Source organism: Anabaenopsis sp. FSS-46 (assembly GCF_029891665.1).
GTDB classification, from domain to species: Bacteria; Cyanobacteriota; Cyanobacteriia; order Cyanobacteriales; family Nostocaceae; genus Anabaenopsis; species Anabaenopsis arnoldii.
Map to the genome: position 1 here is coordinate 179,540 of NZ_JANQDG010000111.1, position 21,741 is coordinate 201,280.

Below are 21,741 nucleotides of genomic sequence, written 5' to 3' on the forward strand. Positions count from 1 at the left end.
TTTTAAGTGGCGGGACAATAATCATGTTTTTGTGAAGGGCGGGCTAGAAGCCCACCCTACTTAGTGTGGTCACGCCGCTACTAAGTTAAAGCCAATACTTAGGCGCTAACTTCTGGTGTACCCATAGGTTGGGATTCACTATGGCCATAGTCGTAAGGGCCATGAGTCACAACGGGTAATTCTTCCCAGTTTTCAATTATGGGCGGTGAACTGGTTGTCCACTCTAAACTCAAAGCTTGCCAAGGATTATCACCTGCTAATTCCCCTTGACTCCAACTGTGAATAATGTTAATAGTGAAGGGTATAACTGAGATGCCTAAGACAAATGCACCAAAGGTGCAAAGTTGATTCAGGTTAATAAATTGGGGGTCGTACATGGCTACCCGGCGGGGCATACCTTGCAAGCCCAATTCATGCATGGGTAAGAAGGTTAAGTTAGTGCCGATGAAGGTGAGCGCAAAGTGAATGCGTCCCCAGGTTTCATTCAGCTTACGTCCGGTCATTTTGGGGAACCAGTGATAAATACCGGCATAGATGCCAAATACGGAACCACCAAAGAGGACGTAGTGGAAATGTCCCACTACATAATAGGTATCGTGGACGTGAATATCAAAGGGGGCGGTTCCCATTGTCACACCGCTTAAGCCACCCATGACAAACATGGATAATAGGCCAATGGCGAAAAGCATGGCACTGGTAAAGCGAATTTTACCACCCCACAGGGTGGCAACCCAGGCGAAAATCTTCACGCCAGTGGGTACGGCGACGATGAGGGTGGAGATGGTGAAGAATATCCGCATCCAACCGGGTGTACCACTGGTAAACATATGGTGTACCCAAACGAACAAACCCACGACGCAAATGGCTACGCTAGAGTAGGCGATCGCTTTATAACCAAAAATCGGCTTCCGGGCATGAACTGGTACTACTTCGGACATGATACCGAAGATGGGCAGAATCATTAAGTATACTGCCGGGTGGGAATAGAACCAGAACAAATGTTGGTAAATAACAACGTTACCGCCTGCATCGGGTTTAAAGAAGGATGTGCCAAAGTTGAGGTCAAATAATAACAGCACTAAACCCGCCGCTAATACAGGGGTGGAAAGTAAGGCTAAGACAGAAGTTGCTAGGATAGCCCAGCAAAACAAGGGTAGTTGATCCCATTTCATGGAGGGAACTTTCATCATCAGGATGGTAATGACAAAGTTCACCGAACCCAAAATTGAGGAGGTTCCTACTAAAACAATGGCCAGGATCCACAGAGTCTGGGCCATGGGTGCTGTTACTAGGCTCAATGGTGGGTAAGCTGTCCAACCAGATTGGGAACCACCGAAGATAAAACTAGCTACAACTAGTAATCCCGCTACTGGGTTCAACCAAAAGGCGATCGCGTTCAGCTTGGGGAAGGCCATATCTCTAGCACCCAGCATTAGGGGAATGAGATAATTTCCAAATCCCCCAATGGCGCTCGGAACAATCCACAGGAAGATCATGATTGTCCCGTGGTTGGTCATGAAGGCGTTATACAAATTGGGATCGAGGAAGTCTGATTGTGGGGTTGCTAGTTCTACACGCAGCGCCACCGCCATCAGTCCACCAATTAGATAGAATACAAATGCTGTCACTAGGTATTGGATACCAATCACTTTGTGGTCAACATTAAATGTAAAGTAGTCTTGCCATTTCCACGCCTGGGGATGGTTATTTGCTTTATTTCCTGCGGTTGGCGTGTTCCGGGGAAGTTCTGCCTGTGTCATAAGTTATTTTGCGACAATTTATTTTTGTCTTGAGAATGACTATTTCTGATAGGGTGGCGTTAGCCATAGTTGCGCCGTGGTGGCTGCACTCATCCCTAAGTTATGAACATGGGGAGCTAGAAATTCTGATGTTGATAACTCCGCTGGATTGACTGCAACGGCTTGGTTGAGGTTTTCCTTTTGCGCTATCTGGCTTTGTGCTAACCAGCTATCAAATTCTTCTGGTGTATGGACTATGACTTGTGTCCGCATGGAACCGTGATAACCACCACACAATTCTGCACAAACTACCGGATAGGTTCCTGGTTTGGTGGCGACGAATCGCAGTTGGGTGGCGATACCTGGAAGCGCGTCTTGTTTTAACCGGAATTGTGGTACCCAAAATGAGTGAATGACATCTATTGCGGATAGGTTCAGTTGTACATCAGCACCCACGGGAACGTGTAACTCTCCGGCGCTAATTCCACTGTTGGGATAGTTAAATATCCAGGCGTACTGCATCCCCTGGACATCAACCACTAAATCTGCTTGTTTCCCCTGGGAGTGGGGTGACGCACCAATCCCAATGTTTCCGCTGGTTGTCTCATCAAGGGTGGCTGCTATGGCTACGCCATGGGTATGACTCCCCGGCTCAAATCCACCCATTTGATTGTAAACATCTACACTGTAAATGCCTAAACCAATGACAATGACTGCGGGGATGGCTGTCCAAAAAATTTCTAAGGGAACGTTTCCTTCTATGGCTAGACCATCGCTATCATCACCCGGACGGCGACGATACTTGACTAAAAAAATCAGAATGGTTCCTTCTACAATGAGGAACAGTGCGATCGCAATGGTAAACATGACGTTGAAAAATCCGTCTACCAAAGGCGCTTGTTCAGATGCTTGTACTGGCAATAAATTGTGATTATGTCCGAGCCAAATACTGATGGCTGTGACTAATACTCCAGCAACTAGAGTCCATAGTGAAACAGGAACTTTTTGCATATATGCTACCTGCTCTTGCAGCTGTAATTAAAGGTGTGATTTTCTGGAAACTTAGATGTAGGAGATTGTGATTCTAGACAATAATTTCTTTGCTCCCAGTTGATCGCATCCTGCGCTTTTGATGTATCACCCTAGCCAAAGAAGATAATGTATTTTTTTTATCTTGATCATATTCTTGGCTACTGATTTTTACATTTCCACAGGTCAGCGTTTTTTGTTTTCACTTATTAACTTTCTATCTTACTCTCATCAAAAGTGGGGGAATTTTCCAGATAATTTCATATCCTTCCCCCACAAAGTTAATACTATCTTGAAAGTCCTCTGATACCAGATGTCTCTACTTACATAAAAACTTAGGTACTCTCAGATCATGCCCTTAGTCTTAATATTGTGTAGACTAATTGAATAGCAAGTATGAAGTTTATCAATTACAATTTAAGATTTACAATTCTGTTTACTGTGAACTTTTTTGTGGTGACAGTAAGTCTTGATTATTCCCCTCTATTTACCTTGCTTTGTGCTTGATTTCCAGAGTACCCTTGATGACGGACATAACTTAGCTGCAAATCCTGAAACTTTACTTGTCTAATACAGCATGGGTGTAGCAATTCTTGGGACATATGCGCGCACAAGCTTCACAACCAACACAGTTTTCCGGGTGGGCTACAACCATGACTTTGCGCTCAATTTCATCATCATCTTCATCTTCTACAAATTCGCCATCTTCGTTGAGAGCTTTCAAGCTCAATACATTGTGACCACATATCTTAAAGCATCTGCCACAACCTATACATTTTCCTTGGTCAATTTCCTGGGCAAATTTAGGTGTCCAGGTATTACCTCCAAATGTCAATCCTGTTACTGTTGCCATGAATAAACCTTTAGGAATCTCTCTCTACTTTAATCACCATCCTAACCTAATCTTAGGGTATTTTTTTAGTTTAAATGACTATTTATTCTTGAATTAAATTTTGATGACTTTTTACATATTCTTTGAGATATTTATTTAGATTACCTGTCAAATGCCATTTATTCTCAATAAATGTTTGTGGCTATAATACTCAGTTAGTGATTTTATATAAAATGTATTTTATAGGTTGTAGATGCTGCTATTTAGCTAAATATATAATATTGCACTATCAAACATTGTCTTGTCATATATAAATAATTACCGTTGATATATGCTGCAAATTCAATTCTTGATAAAAATAATGAGATTTTTTTCTTTTATAGGGAGAAAACATACATCCTTGATAGTATTTAGAGTTACAAGCTATTTGTTAATGGGGGACATGAAGAAAAAATTACTTTGTTATATATCAAATCAAAATGGCGAAATGATTATGGTTATAGCTAGTCTTTACAGATAGAAAATATTTACCGGTTTATTAACTCATGGGAAAACTGTATATTTAGGAACAGCACATTTGTATACTTTAAATATTAAAATTATTAATAAAGTAACTCCCATCTGGTAATCAAATCTATGTTTATCCAAAAATTTTGGGTCAAGTGATAATTCAACGGATAGCAAGTTCCAGATAGTTTTACGTGAACTATTAAGAAATATACACCGGCTCATTATGAACAAAAACCTCTGATTATTTATGAAATTTATAGTTAATAAAGAAGTAATAAAAGGGTATTTTTAAGAGTCTGAAATACCTGTGTAATGAAAATATGGATGTGGGGACTTATTACAGGTAATAGAGATATTCTGGGCTGGAAATATGGTTTCCTATCCAGTGAAAAATACTGAATAAATATCCAGCAGAGACTTGAGCAAAACATCTCGACGATTAGAGTGGGAAGACAGCACTATAGCCGTATGCCTTATACAATTCCTAACAACAATTGCCTGGGATGTGACAACTGCCGCCCCCAATGTCCTACGGGTGCAATTAAAATGGAGAAAGATGAATATTGGATTGATCCTAGTCTTTGTAATAACTGTGAAGGTTATTATCCTGAGCCGCAATGTGTCATAGCCTGTCCCACTAATTCACCCATACCTTGGCAAGCAAAAAAAGGCAGATGTAAGGTGGAACCAAGAGATGCACCTAGCCCGGATTTATTTGCCAACGGTCAAAATAATCCATTTGCTTCGGCTATTGTGATTTGGGAAGCTTGTAATGTCTTGGCACAAAGGACATCCTTAAATTGGCTGGATGAAGACGGTTATGTGTCTTATGGACGAAAAGTGAAACAAGGACGGGGTGCGATCGCATTTCATCTCCAAGATCCATTTACCGGAAGCGATATAACTGACTTAGGAGCAATTGCAGCACTTGATATTAGATCGGCTTGCATTCACCTGATCTTTGCTGCCTATGCTACATCCTTAGAGCAACCTTGGCAAGAAGAATTTGCGATCGATGAACGCCAAATTGAGAAATATTTAGGCTTAGAGAAGCGTAAAGACTTGAACAAAAATGCCAAGCTAGCTTTAATCAAGAATATTGTACAGCAAGCTTGTTCATTGATGATTTGTATTGATTGGCCTCAACAAGGAAGCATCCCCGGCTTTTCAGTCAAACAGAGCCGTTTATGGCATTTAATCAATGTTCAACATCATTTTCAAGAAGATAAATTGGGGTGTAAATATTTAATTGGACTAACTTTTAAAGTAAAAGCCGGGATATGGGCGCAGTATTTCTTAAACAAACAAGCCTGTAAGGAGCGAACTGCATTTTATCAATATGGCAGTTTGCCTAAAACATTATTAACTACCGTGATGAGTATTTGGCAGCAGCACGAAGGCGCAGTAAGACTAATGCTGTGGTTGCTGTTTAAAACCAAAATGGGTAGAGAACAAAGGATCACCATTCCCACATTATTACGTATTGCTTACGGTGAAGAAAAGGTTACCATGGCCTCTAGACAACGGGAGGAACGCAAACGCTTATTAAGAACATTTGAAAGTGATTTAGAAATTCTCAACCACCATGGGATTAAAGCGATTTTTGATCCAGTAACTTACCCCTTAGAAATTCAACCTTTGTGGGCGAAGTTAATGGATGTTCCCGAAGATCCAGAGGAAGCCTTAGAATTTTGGATGAATGACGCTGCTGGAAACACCCGCCTCACTGATTCAGCACCCCGTGGTAAGTGGAATCTGCTGATGAATGCGCGGATTTTAGCGTTTGAACTACCCCCAGAATGGAAACAGAAAATTTCTGAATCACAAAAAAAGCCCCGGACAACTGTCAAAAGCAGACGCAAGACTAAAACCACCACAGATTTACTCGGGGCGGATATTTTACAGGCGCGGAAAAATTTGCAACTTTCCCAAAGGGAGTTAGCAAGGCTAACAGGTAAAAGCCAAAGTTGGATTCGTGATCTAGAAAATGGTCGTTTGAAAGCTAAGGTAGAAGACCAAGTGATATTACGGAACGTGCTAAATATTACTTAGAAATCAGTCCCGGAAAATAAACGAAAAACCACAAAAGTGTTTATTTACATCAATTTTACCCACCCAGGGTTAAGCTTGGATGGGTAAAAATCCTCAATGCAGTGAATGTTTTTTACTAGCTTTCAGTAAAATCAGCATCAATCACATCCTCACCGCCACGAGGGGGAGTGGAACCAGCATCTTGAGGTGCAGCACCAGCAGCATCACCACCTGCTTGCTGATAGATGTTGCTACCTACCGCAAACAATGCTTGTTGTAGTTCCGGTGTCAGCTTCTTAATTTGCTCGTCATCTTCCTTAGCAACAGCTTCACGGAGGTCTTTAACTAAACCTTCGACCTTGGTTTTGTCAGCTTCAGGAACTTTATCACCTAGTTCTTGCAACTGCTTTTCAGCTTGGTACGCCAAAGAATCAGCTTGGTTCTTCCGTTCAATGGTCTCACGACGTTCCTTGTCAGCAGCAGCGTTTTGTTCTGCTTCTCTCACCATGCGGTCAACATCGGATTTATCTAAAGTAGAAGCGCCAGTAATGCTGATAGACTGTTCCTTACCAGTACCTTTGTCCTTAGCGGTTACATTGAGGATACCGTTAGCATCAATATCAAAGGTAACTTCAATTTGTGGTACGCCCCGTGGTGCGGGGGGAATACCATCAAGTCTGAAGGTTCCTAAGCTCTTGTTATCATTTGAAAACTCCCGTTCACCTTGAAGAACGTGAATTTCTACATTGGTTTGTCCATCCACTGCAGTAGAGAAGACTTCGGATTTCTTGGTGGGGATTGTGGTGTTCCGGGGGATAATTTTAGTCATGACACCGCCCAAAGTTTCTACACCCAAAGACAGTGGGGAGACATCTAATAGCAATATACCTGTAACATCGCCCGCTAGCACACCCGCTTGAATAGCAGCACCAACTGCTACCACCTCATCAGGGTTAACGCTTTGGTTGGGTTCCTTACCTAATACTTGCTTTACTATCTGCTGTACAGCTGGAATGCGGGTAGAACCACCAACTAGTACAACTTCATTAATATCGCTTCTGCTTAATTTAGCATCCCGAATTGCGTTTTCTACAGGGATGCGGCAACGGTCGATTAGGTCTGAGCAGAGTTCTTCAAATTTAGCACGGGTGAGGGTTGTATCCAGGTGCTTGGGTCCAGTCTGGGTAGCAGTGATAAATGGTAAATTTATTTCCGCTTGAGAAACGCTAGAAAGCTCAATTTTGGCTTTTTCTGCGGCTTCGGTCAAACGTTGTAAAGCTTGTTTATCTTGACGTAGGTCAATTCCTTCTTCTCTTTTGAATTGTTCGGCTAAGAAGTCAACGATTTTCTTATCGAAATCATCGCCACCCAGGTGAGTATCGCCGGAGGTAGCCAGAACTTCAAATACTCCATCACCTACTTCTAGAATGGATACGTCGAAGGTACCACCACCAAGGTCAAATACCAAAATGGTTTCGTTGCTCTTCTTATCAAAACCATAAGCTAGAGAAGCTGCTGTAGGTTCGTTAATAATTCGGAGGACTTCAATACCTGCTATTTTACCAGCGTCTTTTGTGGCTTGTCGCTGGGAGTCGTTAAAGTATGCTGGAACAGTGATGACAGCTTGGGTGACGGTTTCGCCTAGGTATTTGCTAGCGTCTTCAACGAGTTTGCGAAGTACTTTGGCGGAAATTTCTTCGGGGGCAAAGGGTTTACCAGCTATGGGACAATCTAGCTTAACATTACCGTTGCTGCTGAGGACTTTATAAGAAACTTCTGTAGACTCGTTACCAACTTCGTCATAGCGTCTTCCAATGAAGCGTTTGACTGAGTAAAAGGTATTATCAGGGTTCATTACCCCCTGACGCTTGGCGATTTGACCAACTAAGTTATCGCCATTTTTGGCAAATGCTACTACTGAGGGTGTTGTGCGAAAACCTTCTGCGTTAGCAATAACTGTGGGTTTACCACCTTCCATTACTGCGACGCATGAGTTTGTTGTACCTAAGTCAATTCCAACTACTTTTGCCATTGTAACTTTTGGCTCCGTATAACTACAAATGAATGGGAATATAAGGGACTAAGTTTTGAACCAACGGGTTAAAAAATAGTCATTTCATGATTAACAACCTTTAATTAGGCTTTCCTGGGGTGAAAAACCCAAGTTATCCTGATATATATACTGGGAAGTTCAGTTATGACCAGTCAGTGCAGGACGGTTTTCCGAACCTGGAACTAGACGGTTAATTTTAAAGGATGTATTTAGTGCGTTCATTGAGAGATTTGCTTTCACTCTGTCTAATGTATGAGAATTAATACTTTCAGCAATTAGGGTGAACCGTAATCTCAAAGTCGTGTTTGCCGTCTTTAGGTGTTATAAACTCTAGATGGATTGAAAATCAATGCTCAAATAACACCGCCATATACTCAAGAACACTGTTAAATTAAAGTTCTCCTCTGAGTCTCTATCTGGTAATACGTAAGTGTTAATATACTCACTTGCTAGATGATATTTACCAATCAGCGGTAAAATACTAGTCTAAATTAGTTGACAAAGCCAATCTCAGCACTACATCTGGAGTGAAAACCAAAGGTACTTAAACAACCTTAAATGTCTCATTTTCACAACTTAAAATTATATGGTTACACTATCTCCTAGTTTAAAAGCTAAACTCTCTGAACCCTTGAAAATCGGTTCTTTCGAGGTGAAGAGTCGAGTTCTACAGTCGCCTTTATCGGGCGTGACAGATATGGTATTTCGTCGTCTGGTGCGTCGCTACGCGCCAGATTCAATGTTGTATACAGAAATGGTCAATGCTACGGGTTTACACTATGTCAAAGAGTTACCCAAAATTATGGAGGTAGACCCGCGGGAACGACCCATCAGTATTCAGTTATTTGACTGTCGCCCTGATTTTTTAGCAGAAGCAGCTATTAAAGCGGTTGCGGAAGGTGCAGATACTGTGGATATTAATATGGGTTGCCCAGTCAATAAAATTACTAAAAATGGCGGTGGTTCATCTTTATTGCGTCAACCGGAAGTAGCGGAGGCTATTGTGCGGGAAGTGGTGAAGGCTATAGATGTACCAGTGACTGTTAAAACCCGCATTGGCTGGAATGACAAAGAAATTACCATTCTTGACTTTGCCAAGCGTATGGAAGATGCTGGGGCGCAAATGATTACAGTACATGGACGTACCCGCGCTCAAGGTTACAATGGTAATGCCCGTTGGGAATGGATAGCCCGTGTTAAGGAGGTGCTTTCTATTCCGGTCATTGGTAATGGGGATATTTTTTCTGTGGAGGCGGCGGTAAGATGTTTGGAGCAAACTGGCGCTGATGGTGTGATGTGTTCTCGTGGGACTTTGGGTTATCCTTTTTTGGTGGGAGAAATTGATCATTTCTTGAAAACCGGGGAAATACTACCACACCCAAGCCCAATTCAGCGCTTGGAATGTGCCAGAGATCATTTACAGGCATTATGGGAATATAAAGGCGATCGCGGTGTACGTCAAGCGCGAAAGCACATGACTTGGTATGCTAAAGGTTTTGTCGGTGCGCCTGAGTTGCGGGGACAGTTAAGTGTAATTGAAACGGTGCAGCAAGGTTTGGATTTAATTGACCAGGGAATTGAGCAGTTACATCATAGTTTTGAACCGATGGAGGAATCAACTAATTTTCAAGTTGCTTAATCCAATAAGTAAAACTCTTGTGTTGCGGGCATCTTGCCCGCTCTTGGTGTACGATAATCAGTATCTAACAGCAGAGAATATAATCAGATTTTTGAATTTTAGAACCTTTCATACTCCTTAACATTAATTCATCGCGGTACTGCCAAACTTTAAAGATTTTTTCTCTACCATCGAAAAAAGTTTCTACATCTATTTCATAAAAATCATTTACCTTTTTCAGTTTTAAACCCATCAGATTTAAGAGTTGGCTAAGTATCTTTATCGGTGAAATAATGCCCTTTCCCTTGATGAAATCAATGCCTAGTAATCTTTTTATGTGTTTACTATGCTGTAAGACGATATCCTTGAGCAACAGTAAATCAGCATCATGTTCTGTAAATTTTCTTTCTGGTTCTAAAAATTCTGGCATTCCTAACCCCTTCATAGCTTCAACTTTACAGGTATAAGTCTTTAAATCTGGCAGAAAAACTTTACCATCACCCCAGAATAATTGTTGATGCCATTCTTGCTGATCTCTAACATGAAAATACTCGCTGTCATGGGTAAGATAATAGTGGAGGAGTAATTGGTAATAATACCCTTTATCGTCCCGCAACTTTAACAAAGGAGTAACTGCAATGCCATATTTTTGTCTCAGGGTATATTTGTCAATTTGGTGACGTTCTAATTCTGAAAGAGAAGGTTTATTTAATAGTTGTTCATACTCTAGATAATTAATGTTTCGCGCTGTGGTTACAGCGGTAGCAGCTAATAATTGATGCCGCTGCTTAATTTCTCTAATTTCGCATTTGATATCTTTAGCTTTTTGACGCTTTTGTGTCCAATCTCTTTGCACTTTAACGATTTCTAAAACTAGTCTTTTGCGGGTTTCTATGTCCTGGGAATCTGTGGACAAAAATGCCAGGCGTAAATCTCTAACAATGTTATTATGTACAGCATTACTTCGTAACCAAACTTGATGTCCATCTGCTATTAAACCATCTTGCATTGATTGGCGATATAGACGAATGGAAGCATTGACCCTAGCGGATAACTTTGACCAAGTACGCAAATGCATTGGGTCATACACTAATGGCAAATCTATATTGATTTTATGTAACGGACTGAGTAAGGCTAAGTTTTCTTGTTGATTTTCTTGATACCAATCAGATAGTAGTCGATAATTTGTACTACCACTACCAATTAAGCCGATACCTCGCTTGGCACACCAAACGATTCGTGGTACATTATCTCGTACTCTTGCTAATGCTTGTCGTGCTTCTGCGTCAGGAATTACCCCTTGAAAAATACCATAAACTCGGTCGAAGTGTTGAACATCAATACTGATTCCTGTACCAAGGCTGGGAGTAACGAAAATGGCATCATATTCAGGAATTTTTTGATTGATATTGCCTACAAAGTCAACTGCTGCATGGCCAGGTGTGCTGGTTGTGCGACTACTGATTACTAGGGATTTAGGGAATTGCTGTCTTAATTTCTCTAATCTTTCTTTAAGGTAGCCTTCAATGGTTTCACAACTATAACGCCCAGAGCGACTATCAGTTGTAACGTAACATTTACGCCCTGCTATTAAATCCAATTCTAGTTGGTGAATTAGTGGTGTGGGGTTAGGAGAGTCATAAAAAGTTACATCCCAGCCGCCCCGGGGTTTCCATTTATTCACTAGTACCCAAGGGGTTAATTTAATTCCTGATAGTCCTTGCAAATATTCTAATGATACATCTGATAAGTCAGCATCTTGGGCAATGACTAACCCTTCTGTGGTCAAGACTGTAGAAATTAGCTGTTGGAATAATTTTAAAATCTTTACTCGTTTATGTTTACAAGTATTACTGTTGAGGAGATGCCACAAAGACTGTTCTACTTCATCTAAAATTAATATTGCTCCTCCCCATTCTTGGGGGTTGAGCTTCCAAATTGAATCAACACATAAACCGCAGGATTTAGGTTTTTTCCAGGACTGGCTGACCAGGGGTAAATTTTGATCTGATCCCATAACAAAGTCGCTATCATTATAGCCCCATTCAATACCAATTTTTTCACACAAAAAGCGACCTAGTTGAATTCTGTGAGTAATTAATAATATGGGTCGATTTGAAGTTTTAGCTTGATTAACAATGGCTTGCAGTGCTGTGGTTTTTCCTGTTCCTTTGGCTGATTTTAGTCCCACTAATCCAGATGTGGGATAAGATACTTTTTCTAAGTAAGGACAGTTGAGTGTGACTGTGGCCGGAATGGTTAGATGAGTATGGGGTTTCTTTTGGGCTAAATAAATTTCTAAATCAGTGCTTTGGCGATATACTTTCTCGAAAGCACTTGCACCTTTAGCAACAATTAGATCATCAACACCTTTTTCTTTTCCTGGGAGTTCGATAACTTTGACAGGACATTTTTTCTCTTGGAGTAAACAACCCAGTTGGGAGATGGCGTTATTAATAGCAGCAAGTTTTCTCGGTTGAGTTTCAAAATCAAAACAAATATAAAAGCAGCGCTTTGTCATCGCAAATGCTGCTAAGTCGGGAATCAGCTGACGAGTCGTGACTTTACCAAAGATATCTTTGACAACCCGATAACCGCTGGTAATTCCCGGAATGGCGATCGCAGGGTATCCTTGTGTTAATAATGCTGCTGCTTTTTTCGCACCTTCGCAGATGATTACAGGTAAGTTTTGTGTCCTGACCCATTGCCAAAACCCTTGAGCTGCCCCATCAGCATCAACATTGACACTGCTAGGTATGGCTATATTATACCGTTGAGAGACTTCCTGCCAAATTTTTAATGTTACCCGCAGACAAAATACCCGTGTTGGTGTGCTGGGTGGATGTTCGTACTTGATGGATTTGCCATTCTGATTCATTCGGGGTTGGTTGGGTTTAAAACATCCCCATTCCATTGGTTCCCAATTATTCAGAGGATCTACACCAGAACACCACCAACCGCCAGCGGTAACGTGATGGTAACGATGTAACCAATTATTCTTAACTCTGCCAGTGTTTGTGCGGGGAATATCCTCAGAAATTAGCAGATAATCATAAGGTGATGCGTCCTGGAGAGATTTAAAATTTAGTTTTACTATATGTAAATCTATACTACTGTTCTTGACTAATTCCTCAAGGTGTTGGGTGTCTAAATATTGCAGATGCATGGGAAGAACCTTGAACGGAATACGATGGATTTAAAACTTACCATGTATTTGCCGGTTTTTTATGGGAGAAATCACGTTGTTTATATGGTACTTTTTTACTTCGTTTTAAGGAATACATCGGTTAGTTATCAAGTTCCTGATTCTGTGAGACTATGTTGCTCAAGTAATAAGCTTGTATTGTAAGATTTGCTGGTGATTAATTTTAATTTTTCAGTAAATTTCCGTTTTTTTAAAACCCTCAGGGTAGGTTTAGCGATTGCCTTTGGCACTAGGCTATGGCTACGCCACGGAAGCTATTACGCAATCGCTTTAAGTTTTGTTATTCCTGCATAGTAGTAACTTTGTATTCCCCGGCCTTTTCCTGCTGGTCTGGTATGGGTGTAGTTTCTGGAACTACTGATGGCACGGCGGGAGTTGATTCATCTGTTGGCGTTACCTCTGGCTGTTCTGCTGCTGGAGGCTCAGATTTTGGGTTTTCTGGTTCTTCAAGCGGCGCGGGGACTATCTCAGGTTGTGTTTCTGATGCAGGTGGCTCAATAATCTCTGGTAGTGTCGGGGGTAAGCTGGGTGACGGTTCGACAAGTTCCTGAGATTGTGGTGTTTCTGGTGGTTCTGCTTTTTCTGGTTCTACAGGTTCTTGTGATTCGGTTGTAGGTGTTTCTGGAAGTTGAGTTTGAGGAATGGGCTGTGGTGAGGGTATTTTGTCAATAGCAGGAGTAGGTATAGGTTCAGTGGCTGGTGTTTTAGCTGTGTAATTGGGGTCTACAATGCTCCGCGCCTCATCTGCTGACAATTCTCCTGTGACAATTCTCGAAAGTGTGTCTTTACCCTTGGGCTGGTAATTAATGAGTCTGGCTGTGGTATTAAAGGCATTTTTGAGAGGATTTCCTTGATTATCTAGAAATTCTAGTTTTACCCAGTTTTTACCAGGTTTGAAGCCTTTGAGGTAAATAGGTTGCCAGCGATCCAAAATGAAGCTTTCATTGTTAATTGTGCAACGGATGCGCCAATCGCTGATGGTATTGTTAGGGTTTTCCTCGGCCACAAGGTGCAGAGGAGCGTTAGTTAAGTAAAAGTCCAGTAAAATCGGTTCTGCTCCGTAAGTGCCTTGAGGACGGCTGTAGGTGAGGACGGGCAGAGTAGGATCAGGATTATTGTTGTCAGTTTTGGTGAAAATATGAAATGTGGTCTGGGCATAAGCACCTTCATTTTTAAAGCTTTCGTGCCAAGGCCGAGAAGCAAAGACGCGCAGGGTATGTGTACCTGGAGAGAGGTCTGCTAAAATTAGAGGTTGATTCGGGTCGTAAATGGGTATGTAAGGTTGATTATCCACAATTACATGTAGATGGGGACCTAGTTCTAATTGGGAATCTTTAAATATGGGTATGTCCTGGGTCTGAAAGCTGACTGTGAGTGTATTGTCTTGAATAACTTCGTCAGGTTGAGGAGTCAGTATTTTGACTTGGGGTCGATAATTTTCTAAGCTCGGGCGTAGTTCTTGGATAACCTGTGGTGGCGACACCTCGGAAAATTGTCGAGAAATCTGAGCAATTTTCTGGGGTGTATTTATTTGGCTCACAGGTACTTCTTGGCTACGGACTTTTTCAGTACAGCTAGTTAAACTGAACACCAATACTAAGGTAATCAGCCACTTAAAAATAGTAAATCTCCGGGAGGATATTTGATAGAAAACCTTTGTTGGCAATGATTTCATGCATTTGATCCTAGTGGTGGTCGTCAGTAAGTGACTATGTTATTTTGGCTTAAATTGTGCATCGGATACCATAGCCCAAAAGATGATATTTTTACGGCACCAACTCATGTTTTCCGGAAACCTTCTCAGATAACTGGAAAATGGTTAGTATTTTTATATTTTTACTGTAGCAATTGAAACATAAAACAATATAATATCAACTCGTATTACCACATGAATTGAGTTAAACCATAAATTTTAGTAATTGTTACTCTTTGTAAATAAAATGGACAATCCCTTGACTTTTCGCGCAAAACTATGAAGATACAAAGCTTATAAGACAATTGTTTGAGGGAGTTTGAATTATTGTTAAAATGTGTTTAACAATGCACCAGTAATGACTCTATAATTCAACAGAAACAAACTTCCACATAGAGTCTTCATCACTGCTCCAGGAATGTCTGTAGTTTGCGACTAGGTTAACTTTGTGGTAATTATGATTCCTCATTCCTTATCAAGAGAGGAGGTCGAATGACGATTAGTCCTCCGGAGCGAGAGGAAAAAAAGGCAAGAGTCATAGTCGATAAAGATCCGGTTCCTACCTCATTTGAAAAATGGGCAAAGCCAGGACACTTCGACAGATCCTTAGCCAAAGGACCCAAAACCACCACATGGATTTGGAACCTTCACGCCCTCGCCCATGACTTTGATACACATACAAGCGATCTAGAAGACATTTCCCGCAAGATATTCGCAGCCCACTTCGGCCATCTAGCCGTAGTAGCGATTTGGTTAAGCGGGATGTTATTCCACGGCGCTAAATTCTCGAATTACGAAGCTTGGTTAAGCGATCCATTAAATGTGAGTCCTAGCGCTCAAGTCGTTTGGCCAATTGTGGGACAAGACATTTTAAATGGTGATGTGGGCGGCGGATTCCGCGGTATTCAAATCACCTCAGGCTTGTTCCAAGTATGGCGCGGCTGGGGTATTACCAGCTCATTCCAGCTTTATGTAACAGCTATTGGCGGTTTGGTACTAGCAGGCTTGTTCTTATTTGCTGGTTGGTTCCATTACCACAAGCGTGCTCCCAAACTGGAATGGTTCCAGAATGTAGAGTCAATGCTGAATCATCACTTGGCAGTATTGCTAGGTTGTGGTTCCTTGGGATGGACAGGACACTTAATACACGTGTCAGCACCAGTAAACAAACTCTTGGATGCAGGTGTCGCTGCTAAAGATATACCCTTGCCCCATGAGTTCATTCTGAACAAAGACCTGTTGATAGATTTGTATCCCAGCTTTGCTAATGGGTTAACACCATTCTTCACCTTGAACTGGGGTGAGTATGCTGACTTCCTGACGTTCAAGGGCGGTCTAAACCCGGTTACAGGCGGCTTGTGGATGACAGATATTGCCCATCACCATTTGGCGATCGCAGTTCTGTTCATTATTGCTGGTCATATGTACCGTACCAACTGGGGTATAGGACACAGCATCAAAGAAATCCTGGAAAACCATAAAGGTCCATTCACAGGTGAAGGCCATAAAGGTCTGTACGAAAATCTGACCACATCTTGGCACGCTCAGTTAGCAACTAACCTTGCTTTCTTGGGTTCACTGACCATCATCATTGCTCACCACATGTACGCAATGCCCCCGTATCCGTACTTGGCAACGGACTACGCTACGCAATTGTGTATATTCACCCACCATATGTGGATAGGTGGCTTCCTGATCGTCGGTGGTGCCGCTCACGCTGCTATTTTCATGGTGCGTGATTACGATCCCGTTGTGAACCAAAACAACGTGTTAGATCGGGTGATTCGTCACCGGGATGCTATTATCTCTCACCTGAACTGGGTGTGTATTTTCCTAGGCTTCCACAGCTTTGGACTGTACATCCACAACGATACAATGCGTGCCTTGGGTCGTCCTCAAGACATGTTCTCCGACACGGCAATTCAGTTACAGCCAGTATTTGCTCAGTGGGTGCAAAACCTGCACACATTGGCTCCTGGTGGTACTGCTCCTAATGCCTTAGAACCAGTTAGCTATGCCTTTGGCGGCGGTATTCTGGCGGTAGGCGGTAAAGTGGCAATGATGCCCATTGCTTTGGGTACAGCGGACTTTTTAGTTCACCACATCCACGCCTTCACCATTCACGTCACCGTCCTGATTCTGCTCAAGGGTGTACTGTTTGCCCGTAGTTCTCGTCTGATTCCAGATAAGGCTAACTTGGGCTTCCGCTTCCCTTGCGACGGTCCAGGTCGTGGCGGTACCTGTCAAGTATCTGGTTGGGACCACGTGTTCCTCGGATTATTCTGGATGTATAACTCCCTATCGATTGTGATCTTCCACTTCAGCTGGAAAATGCAATCAGATGTCTGGGGTACAGTAGATGCAGCAGGTAATGTGTCTCACATTACTGGTGGTAACTTTGCCCAAAGTGCTATCACCATTAATGGCTGGCTACGTGATTTCTTGTGGGCACAAGCAACACAAGTAATCAACTCCTACGGCAGTGCTTTATCTGCTTATGGTCTACTATTCCTAGGCGCTCACTTTGTCTGGGCATTCAGCTTAATGTTCCTGTTCAGTGGTCGCGGCTACTGGCAAGAACTAATTGAGTCCATTGTTTGGGCACATAATAAACTGAAAGTAGCACCAGCAATTCAGCCTCGCGCCCTGAGCATCATTCAGGGTCGGGCTGTAGGTGTAGCTCACTACCTCTTAGGAGGAATTGTGACAACCTGGGCATTCTTCCACGCACACATCCTTTCAGTAGGGTAGTAATTCACTTAATGAGTGCTGGGGGCTGAGTGCTGGGGGCTGAGGAGTTAATTCAAGCTCAAAACCTAGTACTCAAAACTCAGAACTCTAAAAGCTGACACCTGATGGCTAAAGGTCAGAGGATTTATCAAACCTATGGCAACGAAATTTCCAAAATTTAGCCAGGATCTCGCACAGGACCCGACTACGCGTCGGATATGGTATGCGATCGCCACTGGAAACGACTTTGAAAGCCACGATGGCATGACGGAAGAAAATCTTTACCAAAAGATTTTCGCCACTCACTTCGGTCACTTGGCAATCATCTTTCTATGGGCTTCCAGCCTCCTGTTCCACGTAGCCTGGCAAGGTAACTTTGAACAGTGGATTAAAGATCCCCTTCATGTCCGTCCCATCGCCCATGCGATTTGGGACCCCCACTTTGGTGAACCTGCCATTGAAGCATTTACCCAAGGTGGCGCTAGCAATCCAGTAAACATCGCTTACTCTGGTGTTTACCACTGGTGGTATACCATCGGTATGCGGACGAACAGCGAACTGTACACCGGTTCCGTGTTCCTCCTGTTGTTGGCAGCATTATTCTTATTTGCTGGTTGGTTGCACTTACAACCCAAGTTCCGTCCTAGCCTGTCTTGGTTCAAGAGTGCTGAACCCCGTTTGAACCACCACCTAGCTGGTTTATTCGGCGTTAGCTCCTTGGCTTGGGCTGGTCACTTGATTCACGTTGCTATCCCCGAATCTCGCGGACAGCACGTAGGTTGGGATAACTTCTTAACCACCATGCCCCACCCAGCAGGTTTAACACCTTTCTTCACAGGTAACTGGGGTGTTTACGCTCAGAACCCTGACACTGCCAGCCATATTTTTGGTACATCTCAAGGTTCCGGTACAGCGATTCTGACTTTCTTGGGTGGCTTCCATCCTCAAACAGAATCCTTGTGGCTGACCGACATGGCTCACCACCACTTGGCGATCGCAGTTATCTTCATTGTTGCCGGTCATATGTACCGCACTAACTTTGGAATTGGTCACAGCATCAAAGAAATGCTCAATTCCAAATCCGGTTTAATCCCCGGTAGCAAGAGTGAAGGTCAATTCAACCTGCCTCACCAAGGTCTGTACGACACCATCAACAACTCACTGCACTTCCAGCTGTCCTTAGCTTTGGCAGCACTAGGAACCATCACTTCCTTGGTAGCGCAGCATATGTACTCCCTGCCTCCTTACGCTTTCATTGCTAAGGACTACACAACACAGGCAGCACTGTACACCCACCACCAGTATATTGCTGGCTTCTTGATGGTTGGTGCTTTCGCCCACGCCGCCATCTTCTGGGTACGTGACTACGACCCCGAACAAAACAAGGGCAACGTACTCGACCGGATTTTACAGCACAAAGAAGCGATTATCTCTCACCTCAGCTGGGTATCGCTATTCTTAGGCTTCCACACCCTCGGTCTGTATGTACACAACGACGTAGTAGTTGCTTTCGGTACTCCTGAAAAGCAAATCTTGATTGAGCCTGTGTTCGCCCAGTTCATTCAAGCTGCTCACGGTAAAGTACTCTACGGTTTAGATACTCTGTTATCTAACCCCGACAGCATCGCCTACACAGCTTATCCTAACAACGGCAACGTTTGGTTAGGCGGCTGGTTGGATGCCATCAACTCCGGCACTAACTCCCTATTCCTAACAATTGGCCCTGGCGACTTCTTGGTACACCACGCTTTCGCTTTGGCTATTCACACCACCACCCTAGTACTTGTTAAAGGTGCTTTGGATGCTCGTGGTTCTAAGCTGATGCCCGATAAAAAGGACTTCGGCTATGCCTTCCCTTGCGACGGTCCAGGCCGTGGCGGTACTTGCGACATCTCCGCTTGGGACTCCTTCTACCTAGCTATGTTCTGGATGTTAAACACCATTGGTTGGGTAACCTTCTACTGGCACTGGAAACATCTAGGTATTTGGCAAGGTAACGTTGCTCAGTTCAACGAAAACTCCACTTACTTAATGGGCTGGTTCCGTGACTACCTCTGGGCTAACTCCGCTCAGTTGATTAACGGATACAACCCCTACGGCGTGAATAACCTGTCTGTTTGGGCTTGGATGTTCCTGTTTGGTCACCTAGTTTGGGCAACCGGTTTCATGTTCCTCATCTCTTGGAGAGGTTACTGGCAAGAGTTGATTGAAACCCTTGTTTGGGCGCACGAGCGTACTCCTCTAGCTAACTTGGTTCGCTGGAAAGATAAGCCCGTTGCTCTCTCCATCGTTCAAGCTCGCTTGGTAGGTTTAGCTCACTTCACCGTTGGCTATGTTGTTACCTATGCAGCGTTCTTGATTGCCTCTACTGCTGGTAAGTTCGGTTAATTCCGCTACTAGTTTTATAGGTGAGTAATAAAAATCCCCTGCCGTCTGGTGGGGGATTTTTTCTTGCAGTTGAAGTTAAGAGTTCTTTTTCAGACTAAGGAATAATGCTACAATACGCAAACCACCTGACTTATAGATCAGAATTAGAATAGCTTCTTACTAAAAACTAATATGGAAAAGCCGAAATATCCTGTAATTTCTTATAGTCATATTCTTTCTGAACTTTCTGTTAATCGTAAAGATCCTTGTGAAGTTATTCGGGAATTAATATCTAATTCCTATGATGCCAACGCTAGTAATATTGAAATATATCCACTCTTGCAAGAAAAAGGATTCATATATTTTGATGATGGTATAGGGTTACACGAGACACAAGAAACTAATGGTATTACTCCCTATGTAGCTTTTTTCTCAATTGGAAAATCAACAAAAATTCAAGGAGAATCCATTGGTTATAAATGTCAGGGTTCTAAACTTTGTTTTGCATCTAAAAAAATAACTGTCATTACTAGATGTCAAGATGAATTATTGTGGAGATATAAATCAATAGATAATCCTAAAAATAATCTTAATGAAAATTTTGATATCTCTTCTGAATATCATTCGCAACCTTGGGAAATTCTTAATGGAATTTTTCAGAGACCAAAAACTCAAACCAGAAATGTTATTGAGCAATTAAATCAAAACTTCTTCGCGTCTAAATTTAATAAGCAAGGAACAATGATTATTGTTGAAGAATTAGAAGTTGAAAATTTTTCAGCATATTATTCTTCTGACGACTATGGGTCAGATACATGGTCATACTTAAAGCATTATATACGCTTTAATACAAGACATGGTGATATGAGAATACTTAGACCTGATGAAACAGGATTTCCTCAAAGAAGATTAATTTCATTTACTAAAACCCCAGCATATAATGATCAATGTAAAATTTATTTATGGTCTAAAAAAAGAAGCAAATATAGTTTACAAGAGATAAAATCAGGATATCCTTATTTAGACAAACCAGATCAGGCTGAAGAAAGTAAAATTAAAACTCCTTCTCAAATATCAACACTTAATAATGGTAATTTTTCAGCCCGTTATTGTTCTACTTTTAAATACGAAGAAAGAACTTATTGTATAGTTTTAGCAATAGATGGACATCGCAGAGCATTAAATAAATATGAAGAATTAAGTAGAAAAGGTCAAAAAAGATCAGGTATTAGATTGGCAGATCAAAGAGGAGTATTTATCTCATCTGAGGGTGTTAGAATTTGTCCTTGTAATGAAATTTTTGAACATAATTTATTAAAAGAATATCATTTACTAGGTGAAGCTAAAGCTCAATCTCATTATATTTTAATTATTAATGGTAGTTTCGATGTAGTTACAAATAGAAATGCCGTAACAGATTCTTCTAGGCAAATTCTCAAGGATCCTTCATTTGTTGAGAACATTAAAAAATTTTTTGATGAAGCTAAAAGACAACTTCAGGTTTTTCGTGAGTTGATTGAAAGATTAAACAGAGAAAATCAAGAAGAAAAGTTAGAAGCATATACTCAAAAGTTGGGAGTATTAAAAAAAGGTGTTCAAAATAGAAATAGATTCAAGGTTAAAAATATAGACCAATTAAAAGATAAATGGATTATACAGCCAGAAATCGGTGAAGAACATTGGGTAGGGGCATTATATACGATGTTTTCTCATTTAGTGACTGTTGATTCACCTTATGCAAAATTATGGGTACGTCCACTAACTTTTTCTGGTGTTGGTCTTGATAGTATAGCATAGGACTTACGCATTGACAAAAAACATGATCTATGATGGCTAGATCATGCGATCGCTATTAAGATTAGCAAAAATATGCTCACGGACAACAGAAGTAAATAGATTCCTCTGTACTTCATACCAATTGCTAATTATATTTT

General features: G+C 41.8%; 11 protein-coding genes. 5 read left to right on the forward strand and 6 right to left on the reverse strand.

Features of this window, described 5'->3' with window-relative positions:
• Positions 1-98: 98 nt before the first annotated feature.
• The 3 genes from ctaD to fdxB all read right to left on the reverse strand — a co-directional run bounded on the left by ctaD (position 99) and on the right by fdxB (position 3,621).
• Positions 99-1,760, reverse strand: a complete 1,662-nt coding sequence (ctaD, locus tag NWP21_RS13705) for a cytochrome c oxidase subunit I (RefSeq protein ID WP_271730790.1) — start codon at positions 1,758-1,760, stop codon at positions 99-101.
• Positions 1,761-1,799: 39 nt separating this feature from the next.
• Positions 1,800-2,750, reverse strand: coding sequence for a cytochrome c oxidase subunit II (gene coxB / locus NWP21_RS13710; RefSeq protein WP_280793111.1), 951 nt, complete (start codon positions 2,748-2,750; stop codon positions 1,800-1,802).
• 577 nt (positions 2,751-3,327) lie between these two features.
• On the reverse strand, positions 3,328-3,621 hold the full coding sequence (gene fdxB, locus NWP21_RS13715) for a ferredoxin III, nif-specific (RefSeq protein ID WP_271730794.1): 294 nt from the start codon (positions 3,619-3,621) through the stop codon (positions 3,328-3,330).
• Between the two features lie 957 nt (positions 3,622-4,578).
• Here fdxB and NWP21_RS13720 point away from each other — a divergent pair.
• Positions 4,579-6,162, forward strand: a complete 1,584-nt coding sequence (locus NWP21_RS13720) for a helix-turn-helix domain-containing protein (RefSeq protein ID WP_280793112.1) — start codon at positions 4,579-4,581, stop codon at positions 6,160-6,162.
• Positions 6,163-6,277: 115 nt separating this feature from the next.
• Here NWP21_RS13720 and dnaK read toward each other — a convergent pair whose 3' ends face one another.
• The gene (gene dnaK, locus NWP21_RS13725) at positions 6,278-8,173 is read right to left on the reverse strand and encodes a molecular chaperone DnaK (protein ID WP_271730796.1); all 1,896 of its coding nucleotides are present in this window, start codon (positions 8,171-8,173) and stop codon (positions 6,278-6,280) included.
• 607 nt (positions 8,174-8,780) lie between these two features.
• On the opposite strand from dnaK, the gene dusB reads away from it, so the two are divergent.
• On the forward strand, positions 8,781-9,833 hold the full coding sequence (dusB, locus tag NWP21_RS13730; protein ID WP_271730798.1) for a tRNA dihydrouridine synthase DusB: 1,053 nt from the start codon (positions 8,781-8,783) through the stop codon (positions 9,831-9,833).
• Between the two features lie 64 nt (positions 9,834-9,897).
• Here the strand turns inward: dusB and NWP21_RS13735 are convergent, their stop codons facing one another.
• Together NWP21_RS13735 and NWP21_RS13740 are read right to left on the reverse strand one after the other, a co-directional pair.
• Positions 9,898-12,978 carry a plasmid replication protein, CyRepA1 family gene (locus NWP21_RS13735; RefSeq protein WP_280793113.1) on the reverse strand — a complete coding sequence of 1,027 codons (3,081 nt, stop codon included), beginning with the start codon at positions 12,976-12,978 and terminating at the stop codon, positions 9,898-9,900.
• 319 nt (positions 12,979-13,297) lie between these two features.
• Positions 13,298-14,692, reverse strand: a complete 1,395-nt coding sequence (locus NWP21_RS13740; RefSeq protein WP_280793114.1) for a hypothetical protein — start codon at positions 14,690-14,692, stop codon at positions 13,298-13,300.
• Positions 14,693-15,202: 510 nt separating this feature from the next.
• On the opposite strand from NWP21_RS13740, the gene psaA reads away from it, so the two are divergent.
• The 3 genes from psaA to NWP21_RS13755 all read left to right on the forward strand — a co-directional run bounded on the left by psaA (position 15,203) and on the right by NWP21_RS13755 (position 21,604).
• Complete coding sequence (gene psaA, locus NWP21_RS13745) at positions 15,203-17,461, forward strand: photosystem I core protein PsaA (RefSeq protein ID WP_280793115.1); 2,259 nt, start codon at positions 15,203-15,205, stop codon at positions 17,459-17,461.
• Between the two features lie 135 nt (positions 17,462-17,596).
• Entirely contained in the window at positions 17,597-19,828 is a 2,232-nt protein-coding gene (gene psaB, locus NWP21_RS13750; RefSeq protein ID WP_271730804.1) for a photosystem I core protein PsaB, read from the forward strand.
• Positions 19,829-19,999: 171 nt separating this feature from the next.
• Complete coding sequence (locus NWP21_RS13755) at positions 20,000-21,604, forward strand: ATP-binding protein (RefSeq protein WP_280793116.1); 1,605 nt, start codon at positions 20,000-20,002, stop codon at positions 21,602-21,604.
• Positions 21,605-21,741: the final 137 nt, after the last annotated feature.